A 13,620-nucleotide genomic window follows, 5' to 3' on the forward strand; every position below is an offset into this window, starting at 1 on the left:
ATCCTGCCTGGTGACTTGCGCTGGCGCGCGTAGACCAGGCTTCGCTGACGTGAAGGCAGGGAACATCGCGGCGACGCCAAGGAACAGGGCGCTCAGGAGCAGGGCTGCGGCGGCGGCGCCCACTCGCCTGCGCGACGGTTTCTCCGGGCCCGCGGCCAGGCGTATCGCGAATTCCCACACGAGCAGTGCGAGGACCAGCGCGACGCCTGTCGTGGCGAGCCCCGCGAGGCCGTAGCCGAGCTTCGCCGTGCCCGCCCACCGCAGGATGAGGAGGCCGAAACCGGCGATGACCGCGTCCGCTACCACAACCGCCGCGGTCGTCCGCCACAAGCGGCGCCCGGAGCAACCCAACGCGAGCCGGCAGATGAGCGCGTCAACCGCCACGCGAATGATGGCGAAGATGAGCATCACAGCGGAGTTCCCACGGGATGCCAGGGCGAACGGAATCCGCGCCCCACGGCGACGAGTCCCGCTGATACTTGACGCCCACACCACGGCACCGGCCGGAAGGCACGCAGTTCTCTCACGGGCTCCAGCCGGCGCGCAGGCGGACGCCCTAGGTCCATCCCCCGACGCGGTCGGCGGCTTGGGCCATGACCTCGGACTCATCCACCGTCGTGACCTTGCCGTCGTTGACGACCACTTCGCCGTTGACGAGAACGGCTTGCACGTCGCACGCACGCGCGCTGTACACGAGGTGCGAGACGACGTTGTGCAGCGGCGTGAGATGCGGCGCGTCCAACCCGATGAGGACGATGTCCGCCTTCATGCCCGGCGCGAGGACGCCGATGCGGTCATCGAGGCCCAACGCACGGGCGCCGCCGCGCGTGGCGAATTCGAGCGCCTGGTAGGCGGGGATGCACGTGGGATCTTCGCACGCCAGCTTGTGCAGCAGGGCCGTGAGCCGCGCCTCCTCGAGGATGTCGAGGTTATTGTTGCTCGCGGCGCCGTCGGTGCCGAGGCCGACGATGACGCCGGCGTCGAGCATCTTCGGCAGCGGCGCAATTCCGGAGGCGAGCTTCATATTGCTCCCCGGGTTATGGCTGACGCCGACGCGGCGCCGCGCGAGGATGGCGATGTCGTCGTCGTTGACATGGACGCAGTGGGCGGCGAGCACGGGGTGGATCTCGAACAGGCCGATCCTCTCCATATGAGCGATGGGCGTGGCGCCGACGTTGTTGACGCTGTCCTCGACCTCCTTGGCGGTCTCGGAGAGGTGGATGTGGACGCCGAGGCGGAGGTCGTGGGCGGTCTCGATGGCGCAGCGCATGATGCTGTCGGGGCAGGTATAAGGAGCGTGGGGACCGAGCATGACGGTGATGCGCCCCTCGGCGGCGTCCTTCCATTCCCGCGCGAACTCGGCGGCGGCCGCGAGGTCGCCCTCCGCGCGATCCATGAAGCCGAGGAGCACCGCCGAGAGGCTGGCGCGGATCCCTGATTCCTGTGCGGCCTGGGCGGTGGCGTCGAAGTGCCCGTACATATCATTGAAGGTCGTGACGCCCGCGCGGAGCATCTCGACCATGCCGAGCAACGATCCCCAGTAGATATCGTCGCGGTTGAGCTTGACCTCCCGCGGCCAGATCTTCTGCTCGAGCCAAGGCATCAGCTCCATGTCGTCGGCGTAGCCGCGCATCAGGGTCATCGCGACGTGGGTGTGCGCGTTCACCAACCCCGGCACAGCCGCGACATCCGCGTCACCCAGGACGTGATCCCATTCGCCGTGAGGCTCCTCCGCGGACACGGAGGTGATGTCCTGCCCCTCGACGACGATGAAACCGGGCTCGAGGATCTCGGCCCGGTCGTTCATGGTGATGGCGCAGCGCGCTCGGATGAGGGTACCGGGCAATATCATGAACCTCCGCTTGTGCCGGCGGATGACCGCTCGACGGTGATCGCAAACACCTTGATGTCGGGGGCGGTGGGAAGAACGAGGGCGGTCGGCGCCTCGCGGCGCGCCACATCGCCGACGCGCAGCAGATAGATGCAAGCCGGCTTGCTCACGTCTTCCTGCGTTCCGCGCCGGAACGGGGCGCGCACCGCGACGGGCACATCCGGCAAAGGCGCGGTCCAGGACGGCACGCGCAGCACCGCCGTCTCGCTGGTACCGTCGGGGTAGGCGATCGCGAACGGCGCATCAATCGCCGTGGTCGCCGCCGCCGCGATGTAAACCGCGCGCAACGGCAGCTTGGGCAACGGTATCTGCTGGCCGGTGCAGGCTATCGCGGCGCCGCCGCGCTGATCCATCGGCGGGTAGCGCAGCGGCACACGAGCCAGCGAACCCCAGCCGCGAGCATCCTCAAAATACGCACCCGGGTAGGTCTCGACCGTCGCGGCTGCGCTGTCCGGGGGAATGAACTCGGCGGGGAAGCTGAATCCGGCGGCGTCAAACGCGCCGCGGCTGCGATACCCGTCGTGAGTTGAGGCGAACACATTGAGTTGCTCGCTGAGATCGAGCGGCTGGTACATCCCGCCCGACACGCTTACGGACTGAGTGAACAGGCCGCGCGCGCTGGCGTCAAGGATCTCCGAGGCGAAACGGTCGTCCAGCATTAGATCCCACGCCAACCGGTAGGAACCCGGGAAATCCGGCGCCGTGACCTGGGCGGTCAGCATGGCGGACTCCCCGGCGCCGACGGGCGCGGGGAGCTGAGTTACCGGTCCTTGCCATGCGGCCTCGGCGCCGTCCCAGTAGTACCAGTGGTAGGACAGGCGGACGTGCTCGGGATCCCATGCGGACGATCCGTCATTGCGCACGAGCACCTTCACCGGATACGCCTCGCCCGCGGTGAGCGACGCGGGCAGGTCGGCATCCACTACAGTCGCGCCGAGGTCTGACGACGCGACGGCGACCATCTCGGGATATGCCTCGGCGCCGAGGCGCGAGAACCAGCGGTCTTCGCCCTCAACGACGTCCCACTGGAGCTGGTAGAGCCAGTCGTCTTCCGGCGTCCATGCGGGCAGCGGCGTGCCGTCGGCCTTTCGCGCCTCAACCCAGGCATACATGGTGATCATCTCGCCGGGCCTGACGTCCTTCGGCACGGGGGCGCGCACGCCCTCCCATTCGACGATCTGCGTCGCGGCCGGCGCGGATGCGCCGAAACCCGGCACGCGAATCCAGTGGTAGGAGAGCGCTGTGTCCTTGGTATGCCACGTGCGGGAGCCGTCGTTGCGCAGGCGGACGCGGACACGTTTGCGACCCCCCGCGCCGAGCGCCGACGGCAGGTCGGTGCTGAGTACCGTCGCGCGATTGGCAAGCGCGCGTCCGACGCGCACCGGCACTGAGATCTCGAACAACTGCTTGGCGAACCATTTGCTGCGCAGGATCGGGATGCTGCTCTTGGTGACCTCGAAGGTCAGGTCGTAGTCGCCGGGGGGAAGCGGCCCCTCGAGCTGACGAGTGGAGACCTCGACCACGATGGGCGCGCGCTGCCCTGCCAGAACGAACAGCTTGGAGGTGGCGACGCCCGTGCGCCGCAGGTCGGGGCGTTTCCGGTTCTGGAGGGTGTAGCTGATCTCGACGCGCTGTCCCTCGACGAGATCCTGGAAGCCCTGATTCTCGACGAGCAGTTCGATCTGGTACGTGGCGCCCGGCTCGAGCACCGGGGGGAGCGTCTCGCGGCGGACCGCGACCTGGTATTCGCGCCGGCCCGCGAGCACCTGCGCGGACTGGCGGGTGATGTCGAGGAAGCGCACGCCCCACTGGCGGCTGGCGGCGATCTCGCTGCCCCCAGCGAAGTCGTTGAGCGAATCAACGACGACGAATTCGGGCAGGACTGCGAGGGCCCTCATCCAGTTCTGCTCGTACATCTGGCCGCCCTGGCGCGGGAGCATGGGACCCGGCCCAAGGCAGCCGGGGGTGAGCCTCATGATCGGGCGCGGCCCTTCCTTGCCGTAGCTCAGCGCGACGCCCGGCTCCAGTGAGCAGTAGCCGTCGAGGTTGGGCGCTTTGGCGCGCCAGGCCTCATCGCCGAGCACGATCAGACGCGCACCGAAGGTGCGCAGATACATCGAGCGGCAGAAGTCAACCACGGCGGGGTCCCAGTTCTCGACCTTCGTCGGCGGGCCGAGCACGAGGAGGTTGGAGCGGTCGCCCGAGCCGATGTCGAACTGGGCGCGGAACTCCTCGGGGACGATGCCGAAGAACTCGGCGATCATGCCCCACGCGGCTTGTCTGCCGGCGGCAGTGGTCAGGTCGGCGGCGCCGGCCTGGGACAGGCAGCCCGCGTCGAGATACATGGCGACGAGCGGGTAGCTCATGCGCCCGTCTTTCGTTTCCTTCAGGGCTTGCACGAGGCGCAGCAGGCCGAGGCGCGACCAGTGGCGGCGCGCGGTCGGATCGCCGCGGTACACCGGGAGAATCGTATCCACCGCGGCCTGGCGCGCCTGGCGCAGCATGGCCTTGTGCCACGCGACGCGGTCGGTGCTGAACCCCGGCCCGATACCGTCGGGGGGTTGATCCGCGAGCGCGGGCGCGGCCTCGCCGCCGCGCGAGGACTGCGGTTGGTAGTCATAGCGATAGGTGGCAAGCAGGCGGCCGCCCGGCTTGCCGGCCGCAGGCTGGAGCACCAGCTCGGGCGCCGGCTTCTCGAGCTGCACCACGCTCGCGGCGAGCCACTCGTCGGCTCTGAGTGTGCCGTCGACCAGGGGAGGATTGTAGGTGCGCGGGCAGACGAGGATATCGTTCTCGGCGACGGCCGGCTTGGGGCTCGGGTTGATAACCAGCGTGCCCCACAGGCGGGGGCGATCAAAGTCATCCGGGGATTGGGCGCGCGATGCCCAGCTCACCGAGGTCTCGTTCTCGCCTCGCACGTGGACGACGAAGTTGAAGCCGATCCGCCGGCCCGGCTGCGGCGGCCCGCCGAGGAATTTCCACGGGATGCCGATCTCGATCGTGTAGCCCGTATCCGTATCAACGGAGCGGTTGAGCGTGCCTTCGCGCTCGACCGACAGCTTGAGCCCCATGAGCCAGTCGCGGGCGGCGCGCCAGGTTCCCGCGGGGGTGCCGACGAGGCAGGTGAAGCCCGATGCGACGCTGACCGCGACACGGGCGCACTGCGGATGGATATTGTCGCTGGGCTCACCGGTCAGGTTGAGGTAGAGGTCCACGGAGTCGTCGCGCCACGCCTCGGACATGGCGGTTTCGTTGATGCCGATCAGCGACACATCGTCCACCCGGGCGGCGAAGAAGAGGTACTCGTCGTTCCACACCGTATAGCCGATGGCGCGCTGGGCGCGGGCGGGCGGTTCGTCGGCGCGCGCCCGAGGCGGCAGCGCCACCAGCACGGCCGCGCCGAGCACGACTGAAAGTGCGGCGATCAGACCCGGTCGGTCAATCCGTCTCACGGTCGGCTTCTTCCTCCACTGCCTTTTCGGCGGCGCCTGACTTCATTTCGGCAAGGTATTGCGCAATCAGTCTGCGCGCCTCGTCGGCGCGCGACTCGAACACGAGCAGCCGGCTGTGATAGCCGCGCGCGGTGAAGCGGACGCCGTCGTACCACGGCACGAGCCCGGACTGGACAACAACCGATATGCCGGCTTCCTCGAGCACGGTGCGCGCCATGACGCCGATGATCTCCTCCGGTGCCTCGTACACGACGACGAGCGGCTCGTTGATCGGTTCTCGTTCGGGCGGGAGCGCCGGCACGAGTGGCTCATTGCACTCCGGGCACACGCTCACCGAGGGCTGATACTCATATCTGCACTTGGGACAGTAGGGCATGACGGACGCTCCCCACAGGGGCTCGGTCCAACCGTCGCTTTCAGGCGGCGGCGCCCTCAGCGATGATGATGAACGAACCCTCGGCCTCGGCGGCGATCGTGCCGTCCGCGAGCTCGACCTGCGCACGCGTCTTAACCAGCTTGCCGCGGCGCGTCACGAGCCTGCCGCGCGCGGTGATCCGGCTGCCGACGGGCACCGGCTTATTGAAGCGCGCGTTCAACCGCGCGGTGACGCTGCGATAGTCGGCACCGCGCATGGCCCAGGCCATGACTTCATCCATCACCGTGCACAGGAACCCGCCGTGGGCCATGTTGGACCAGCCCTCGAAGTTCTCCGGCACCGTCATCCGGGACACCCATTCATCGCCCTCGCGCTCGATGCGCATCTTGAGGCCGATCGGGTTGTCGCTGCCGCAGCCGAAGCAGCGGTTGTTGATCTGCAATCGTACATCAGACATCTTGCGCGTCCGAATGGTTCCCTTGCTAACCTGGACTATCCATACCACGCTTAAAGAGCGCGCACGGCAACGCTGCGCGCCAGATATGCGGCCACGTTATGGCAAGAGCCGCTGTGCGACGAGGCGGCCCCACATCTGCACCGGGCGAAAACCTTCCGCGAACTGCACCCCCGCCTGCACGCCGCGGAAGCGCGCGGTGATCTCCATCATGTCGTCCACATGCACGCCGTCGTGATGCTTGAGCCACGCGACCTGGCTCTCGTGGCACGCGAGCATGCGCGCCTTGGTCTCGAAGTGATCCGAGATGTCAACGTACTCCGTGGGGATGAAGCCGATGCCCGCGACGGTGTCCATGTAGTAAACCGGTACGATCCGATCGTACACCGGCGATTCCGTTTCGAGGTTGGGGATGGTGGCGTCGAAGCTGGCGACCTCGGCGAGCTGGCCGGCGTTGCGGTGGTCGAGCATGTAGTCATTCGGCGCGTGGGTCAGGATGAAATCGGGGCGGGAGCAGCGGACGATCTCGACGAGCTTGGTGCGCGCCTCCATGTCGAGGGGTATCTCCAGGTCGGGATAGTCGAGGCAGTAATAATCCGCGCCGATGACCGCTGCCGCGTTCTCCGCTTCGGTGCGCCGAATCGCGGCGATCTCGTCGCGGCCGTGAACCGCGGACCCGCAGTCGCCATTGGCGGCGCAGACCATGGTGACGGAGTCGCCGCGCGCAACGCACTTGGCGAGCGTGCCGCCGCACAGGATTTCGATGTCGTCGGGGTGTGCCCCGACCGCGAGCACGTTCATGACAGCCTCTCAGCGACGATGAAGCTTCGGCGTGGGCGGCGCTGGACGCGGCAGCTCAGGCGCGCTCAAGGCCAAACGGGTAGGGCTCGATGATCTCCGCGCCGTCCTCGGTGATGATATAGTTATCTTCCAAGCGCACACCGCCAACGCCTTCCAGGTAAACGCCCGGCTCGAGGGTGATCGCCATCCCGGCGCGCAGCTCGGTGTCATCGCCGGGGATGATCCACGGCGACTCGTGGGGTTCGAGGCCGATGCCGTGGCCGGCGTGGTGAGGGAACCGCTCGGCGTGGCCGGCTTCGGCAATTGCGGCGCGCACTTCCTGGTACAGGTCGCAGGCGCGGAGGCCTGGACGAATGGCCGCGCGGCCGCGCTCCAGGGCGCCGCGGACGATGTCGTACAGCTCGCGCTGGGCCGGGCTCGGGGCGCCGACTGCGAACGTCCGCGTCGTGTCGGCCCAGTAGCCCGCCACCGTCGGGAACAGGTCACAGATGAACAGGTCACCGTCGCGCATGGCGCGATCCGTCGGGGGTCCACCGATGCCGACGGCCCTTTCCCCGGAAACGAAATCGCCGTCAAACGCAATCGGCTCGCCGGCCTGGAGAACGCACGCGCGCTGAATCGCGGCGTAGACCTCTATCTCTTTGGCACCGGCGACGGCCGCCGCCCTTGCCGCCGCGTGGCCGGCCTTCGTCACGGCGACGCTGCGGCGAATGCGCTCCTGCTCGTCGGCGTCCTTGCGCGCGCGCATCGCGCGCAAGACCGAGGTGAGGTCAACACATTCCCGGCCGCCGAGCGCAGTCTCGGCGAACGCCGGCAGATCATGCACTTCGACCGCGATCAGCCCCTGCGCGGCAAGGCCGCAGCGCGCGGCCGCCTCGGTGAGAGCTTGCGCGGCATCGCGGCGGCGGTCAATCACGCGGTGTATCGAATAGTCCTCGTAGAGGGCGGTCTCGATGTCGCGCACGGCGCCCGCACCGCTTGCCCCGGCGACGAGCAGGGGCGCGTCAGCGCCGCGCACCAGGAGAAACGCCGGAGATCTGCCGGGAAGATAACCCGTGAGATACGCGATGTGGTGCGGCGCCGATACGACGGCGGCCGCGGCACCCAGTTCGTTTACCGCGGCGCGAAATCGGGCCAGGCGGGCGGCCGGGCCGGATGGGGAATCAGTTCTTGTCATGCCGGCAGTCCCCTTAGAAGCGATCGAGTGCGTGCATGTGGGAGTAGCGCCTTGGGAAGAGCACGTCGAGCGCGCGCGCCTGGTCGGGTTCCAGCGCGCCCAGCCGGCCTGACTCCTCGAGCACCGACGCCGGCGAGCGGTAGCCGGTGACGATCTGCGTCAACCGGCGATGCGGTATCTCCAGGCGCCACCCCTTGCGCGCTTTGGACACCGCTACCTCGCCGCGGTTCCACTCGAGCGTCACCGAGCCGATCTCGGTCTCCAGTCGCAGAGCGCCGGCGGTCTCCGCCAGTTCCGACGCGCGGATGCGCACGCCGAACTCCGGCGCCAGAAGATCGAACAGGCGGCGCAGGTCAATGATTCTGACCATGGTGCCGCTGTGGGCGACGGTGCACTGCCCGCCGCAGTCGGTGAGGGCGACGACGGCGATCAGGCTGTCCGGCGGCTCATCGAGGACGATCTCGCGGCGATGGCGGTACTGCTCGGCGAGGTGCGCCAGCAGTGCCCGCGCGGCGGCGCGGTCGCGAGCCACGGCCTCAACCAATTCGAGGCGTTCGTCGCCGCGGCGACTGCGTGCATAGGCGGCGACGGCGCGGCTGGAATCGGTGATGACGGTGAACCGCTCAACATCCTCCTTGCCGAATCCCCATGGGCCGTCGAACGGCGGCTTCGCGGTGAACTCCATCTGGCGGCGCCAGTAGTCCTCGCTGCGGACGGCGCTGAACAGGCGCCCGGCAGTGTACGCTTCGAACAGACCCATCACAGCGGGCAAGTCTCGGTCCGGCTCAAAGCGGCGCCTCGCGTAGCCGTCGAGCGCCTCCGGCGGCGGGCGGTCGGTCCTGAGCTGCACGCGATAGCCCGGGACCGCGACCTCCCATCCGAGCCGCCCGTAGAACGAGAAGCGCCCGGTGCCGAGGGACGACAGGCAGCAGCCGGCCTCCTCCATGAAGCGGATTGCTTCCTCGAGGCAGGCGCTGCCGTAGCCGCGGTTCTGATAGCCGGCATGGGTGGCAACATCACCGATGCCGCCGAGCAGGCCGACCTGACTGCCGAGGCGGATGTGGCGCATCGTGACCCGACAGTGGCTCACGAATTGCCCGTCGCGCTCGACGACGAAGGTCTGCCCCGGCGCATAGCCGGGGTCAATGCGCAGTACGTCGGTCCACTGCTGGACGCCGACGAAGTAATTGGAGAAGACGCGCGCGGCGAGGTCCACCGCGCGCGCCAGGTCCTGCTTGCTCTTGACGCGCTTCGCTTTGACTGCCATAGCCTTCGCTTGTTCTAGCGCGAGGGCGCGCGTGGCGCGCGCCCCGCCGTGAATTGCTACTTCGCTGCGGCGGCCGCGTGAATCTTCTCGATCGCGTTTGCGATGTCGTCCACGTCGCCGTGGTCTTCGCCGATGAGCCAGGCCTGGTAGAGCCACACCGCCTCATCGGCGCAGGCCTTCTCGCACACCGGGCAGCTCACCTTGTCGTAGTCCACCTCGCGGCTGGCGAGCTTGAAGGCGGCGCTGTAGACGTCACAGTTGCGGAAGGCGAGTTCCTTGTAGAGCGGCACATAGCCTGAGGAGCAGGTGATGCCCTCGGCGTTCAACGCCTTGATGAAATCCTCGCGCGGCAGGCCGTTGAACGCGGACGCATCGTAGCGGAACATGTAGAGGTGGTATGCATGCCGCGTCACGCGCTCGTCAACGCGCATGGGGCTGATGCCGTCGATCTGGTTGAGGCGCTCGGTGAGGTGCGCCGCGTTCGCTGTGCGCCGTTCCGTCTGCGCCGGGACGCGCTGCAACTGGCTGCGCAGCAGCGCGCCCTGGAATTGGGTCATCCGGTAGTTCCACCCCAGCACCGGATGCTCGTACCACTGGCCGGAGCGGGCGCGGCCGACGTTTTGCAGCGACCAGCAGCGGTGGAAGATCTCCTCGTTGTCCGTGACACAGGCGCCGCCCTCGCCGGAGTTGAGGTTCTTCGAGGACTGGAAGCTGAAGGTGCCGAGATCGCCGATGGCGCCGACGCGCCGCCCGCGCCATTCCGCGGCGTGAGCCTGGGCGCAGTCCTCGATGACCTTGAGGTTGTGCTTCTTGGCGATGGCCATGATGCCGTCCATGTCGGCGGGGCAGCCAGCGATGTGGACGGCGATGACGGCGCGGGTGCGATCGGTGATCGCCGCCTCGATCTTGGTCGGGTCGAGGTTGTACGTGTCCGGCTCGATATCAACGAACACGGGGACGGTGTTGACCATGAGGCAGGCGCTGGCGGTGGCGATGAAGGTGTACGGAGGGACGATGATTTCATCCCCGGCCTCGACGCCGACGGCGCGCAGCGCGACTTCAATCGCCGCGGTGCCGTTGACGAGGCACGAGCAGTACTTGGCCTGCTGGAACTCGGCGAACTCCTTCTCGAACTCCTCGACGGCGCCGCCGCCGATGCCCCACTTGCCGCTGCGCAGGGCGTCTGCAACGGCCTGGGCGTCACCGTCATCCCACACCGGCCAGGTGGGGAAGGGCTTGGTGCGGACGGGCGTGCCGCCGTTGATTGCCAGTTCGGGACTCTTGAGGGTGGTCATGCTGCTCTCTCCGTTCTCAGCCGTGACTCAAGTAGGACGCTTCCGGGGTTCGGGCATGGAAGCGGGCCTAGCTCGTGGGCAGGCATGTCGCCTGCCCGTGCTCCGGGCTCTCGATCTATCCGGTCAATCCTGGGGATTCGGCGCGGCCGCACGGATTACCTCCCGCGGCATATGCCAAGGCGGAGTGTGAGCCCCTGAGCGAGACCCCGCCGCCAGCGCGCCGGAGCAGGCTCACTGCTTGCCGCGGAAGTGGGCGGCGACTTTGTCCAGCCCGTCCGCGATGTCGTTGACTTCACGATCGCCGTAGTTCTCGTTCCAGGGGATGATGATGATGCGACGCAGTATCTCCAGCGTGTCGGGGCAGTCATCTTTGCGGTACTCGATGCTGCGGCCCGCGAACTTGCACTCCCACGGGCAGTGAGAGGAGCCGTAGGCCTTCTTGTCGTGGAGCATCTGCGTCATGTAGATCGGGCGTCCGATGTAGCCGACCCCGGCGGGGATGCCCTCGGCGCTGAGCGCCTGGACAAAGTCCCGGGGCGACGTGCCGAGCACGTCCTCATCAACCGTGATCGGATACTGCCAGTAGGAGTGCTTGCAGTTGTCGCGCACGGCCGGCGGGTTGACGCCTTCGATCTCGTTGATACGCGCAGTGAGCTTCTCCGCAGCAGCCCGCCGGTTGGCGACGACGGACTCGACCTTGCCTAGTTGCGCGCAGGCGACGGCGCCGGTGAGTTCGTTCATGCGATAGTTGGCGCCGAGGAACATATAGTCGCGCGCCTCGCCCTGGCGGGGCCAGCCCTTGTCGGCGAACAGGCGCGCGCGCATGGCGATGTCGTCGTCATCGGTGATGATGATGCCGCCGTCGCCGGCGGTCATGTGCTTGGACTGCTGGAGGCTGAAGCACCCGATGTCGCCCATGGTGCCGGCGAGCGTGCCGTGATACTCCGTGAGATAGGCCTGGGCGCAGTCCTCGATGACGGGGATGCCGCGGTCGCGGGCGAGCGCGAGGATCGAGTCCATATCAGCGGGTTGGCCGAAGAGGTGCACGACGATGATCGCCGCGGTGCGGTCGGTGATGCGGCCGGCGATGCTCTGGGGCTGCATGCAGTACATATCCGGCTCGAGATCCGCGAACACGGGGATGGCGTTCTGGAACAGGATGGGGATGATGGTGCCCATGTCGGTGATGGGCGACGTGATGATTTCGTCGCCGGGATTGGGCTGGAGCGCGCCAACCGCGACGTGCAGGGCAGCGGTGCCGGAAGTCGCAGCAACCGCGTGTTTGGCTCCGTAGCGCCCGGCGAACTCCTCCTCGAAGCGGACGACGAACTGGCCGCCGTAGCGAAACAGCTTGCCTGAGCGGATGACCTCGGTGAGGTTGCTGATCTCCTCGTCCCCCATGAGGCGGCCGGAGATATCGCCGACGGTCGGGAACGGGTCGGTGCGCACCGGCGCGCCGCCTTCGATGGCGAGCTTGCTCGGACTCAAGATGGGCCTCCCGGGCGTTGTCGGTATCCTCGGAGCCACATTATTCCATCGCGGCGACGCGGGTCCTTCCGCGCCGCCGGACGAAAGCCAGAGGGAGGGCGCTCGGGCCCTCCCTCGTCAGGTTGCGTCTCGCAACAACACCGCAGTCGCGGCGTGCGATCAACGCCGTCGCACACCGGGCTATCGGGGCAAGCGGTCAGCTTGCCCGCCCGCGGCGCCTACTTGATCGGTTTCGCGAAATTGCAGCCGCGCTGGATGAACGTCGCCATCTGCCCGCGGGTGCAGATCACCGTCGGCCGGAAGGTGCCGTCGCCATACCCGCCGGTCGGCGCCTCGCCGGACGCCCAGGACGCCACGTCCGCCAGCCGCTCGATCCACCCGTAGAAGATGTGCGTGCCGTCCACGTCCAGGCCGCCGCCGCCGCCGCCGTCCCATACCCCGTTGGTGCCGCGCGGGACATCGGTGAAGCTCGCAGAACCGGGGTCGTACCACACCTTCCCCGCCGCCTTGCACAGGAACGTCGCCATCTGCCCGCGGGTGCAGGTGTTGGCCGGGCGGTAGGTGCCGTCGCCGTATCCGCCGCCCGGCGCGGTGCCGCCCCAGGACGCCGGGTCGGCCAGTCGCTCGATGTAACCGTAGAAGATGTGGGTGCCATCCACATCCAGGCCGCCCCCTCCGCCGCCGTCCCATACCCCGTTCGTGCCGCGCGGGACATCGGTGAAGCTGGCCGACCCGGGGTCATACCACCACTTGCCGAACGCGTTGCACAGGAACACCGCCATCTGCCCGCGCGTGGTGTTGTTGGCCGGCGAGTACAGCGGCGGGGCCGCGGAAGTGCCGCTGGTCACGCCCTGGGCGTAGATCGCCTCGACCCCCTGCCACATCGCGTGGCTCCGCGGCACGTCGTCGAACGAGCACATCGCCAGCTTGTACATGTAGATCTCGGCATCGCCGGTGCGGTCGTCATGCCACACGATGCGGTCGCCCCAGGTCGCCGGAACGCCCTGCGTCCCTGCGCCGGTGCAGATGGCGGTCTCGGTCGCGGTCGCCAGGTCGTACATGTAGATGTCCCAGCTGGCGTTGCGGCTGTCCTCCCACACGATGCGGTCGCCCCAGATCACGGGATCCCACTGATCCGCCGCATCGGTGCAGATCGCGGTCTCGGTCGAGGTCGCGAGGTCGTACATCCAGATGTCGTAGTTGCCGTTGCGGTAGTCATGGCAGACGATGCGGTCGCAGAAGATGTCGGGTCGCCGCTGGTTCGCTGGGTCGGTGGAGATCGCGGTCTCGGTGGCGGTCGCCAGGTCGTACATGTAGATGTCGGAGTCGCCGTTGCGGCTGTCCTCCCACACGATGCGGTCGCCCCAGATCGCGGGATACTGCTGCCACGCCGAATCGGTGCAGATCGCCGTCTCGGTG

11 protein-coding genes are annotated in these 13,620 nt (G+C 67.9%); all 11 read right to left on the minus strand.

The genetic code is table 11. The features are described from left to right. Nucleotides 1-411 (minus strand): hypothetical protein (locus JSV65_14725; protein UCH33803.1); only part of this gene is annotated, 411 nt, incomplete at its 3' end. A 145-nt stretch (nucleotides 412-556) separates the two neighbouring features. Continuing rightward, nucleotides 557-1,852, minus strand: coding sequence for an amidohydrolase (locus tag JSV65_14730; protein ID UCH33804.1), 1,296 nt, complete (start codon nucleotides 1,850-1,852; stop codon nucleotides 557-559). Next, nucleotides 1,849-5,343 (minus strand): hypothetical protein, encoded by a 3,495-nt coding sequence (locus JSV65_14735; GenBank protein ID UCH33805.1) that lies wholly within the window; start codon nucleotides 5,341-5,343, stop codon nucleotides 1,849-1,851. The genes JSV65_14730 and JSV65_14735 overlap by 4 nt, the downstream gene beginning before the upstream one ends. Further along, entirely contained in the window at nucleotides 5,330-5,719 is a 390-nt protein-coding gene (locus JSV65_14740) for a DUF2007 domain-containing protein (GenBank protein UCH33806.1), read from the minus strand. The genes JSV65_14735 and JSV65_14740 overlap by 14 nt, the downstream gene beginning before the upstream one ends. A 40-nt stretch (nucleotides 5,720-5,759) precedes the next feature. After that, nucleotides 5,760-6,176: a PaaI family thioesterase gene (locus JSV65_14745; GenBank protein ID UCH33807.1), complete on the minus strand. Its 417-nt coding sequence runs from the start codon at nucleotides 6,174-6,176 to the stop codon at nucleotides 5,760-5,762. 96 nt (nucleotides 6,177-6,272) lie between these two features. Then, a complete protein-coding gene (locus tag JSV65_14750) occupies nucleotides 6,273-6,974 on the minus strand; it encodes a PIG-L family deacetylase (protein UCH33808.1) in 702 nt (233 codons plus the stop codon). Between the two features lie 55 nt (nucleotides 6,975-7,029). Continuing rightward, the gene (locus JSV65_14755; GenBank protein ID UCH33809.1) at nucleotides 7,030-8,151 is read right to left on the minus strand and encodes an aminopeptidase P family protein; all 1,122 of its coding nucleotides are present in this window, start codon (nucleotides 8,149-8,151) and stop codon (nucleotides 7,030-7,032) included. A gap of 13 nt (nucleotides 8,152-8,164) precedes the next feature. Next, nucleotides 8,165-9,418 (minus strand): GNAT family N-acetyltransferase, encoded by a 1,254-nt coding sequence (locus tag JSV65_14760; protein ID UCH33810.1) that lies wholly within the window; start codon nucleotides 9,416-9,418, stop codon nucleotides 8,165-8,167. Nucleotides 9,419-9,474: 56 nt separating this feature from the next. Further along, a complete protein-coding gene (locus tag JSV65_14765; GenBank protein ID UCH33811.1) occupies nucleotides 9,475-10,713 on the minus strand; it encodes a DegT/DnrJ/EryC1/StrS family aminotransferase in 1,239 nt (412 codons plus the stop codon). A 231-nt stretch (nucleotides 10,714-10,944) separates the two neighbouring features. Continuing rightward, nucleotides 10,945-12,114 (minus strand): DegT/DnrJ/EryC1/StrS family aminotransferase, encoded by a 1,170-nt coding sequence (locus JSV65_14770; protein ID UCH36794.1) that lies wholly within the window; start codon nucleotides 12,112-12,114, stop codon nucleotides 10,945-10,947. A gap of 305 nt (nucleotides 12,115-12,419) precedes the next feature. Beyond that, the coding region (locus JSV65_14775; GenBank protein ID UCH33812.1) for an S-layer homology domain-containing protein at nucleotides 12,420-13,620 on the minus strand (1,201 nt) is incomplete at its 5' end.

It is taken from the genome of Armatimonadota bacterium (genome assembly GCA_020354555.1).
Classification (GTDB): domain Bacteria; phylum Armatimonadota; class Hebobacteria.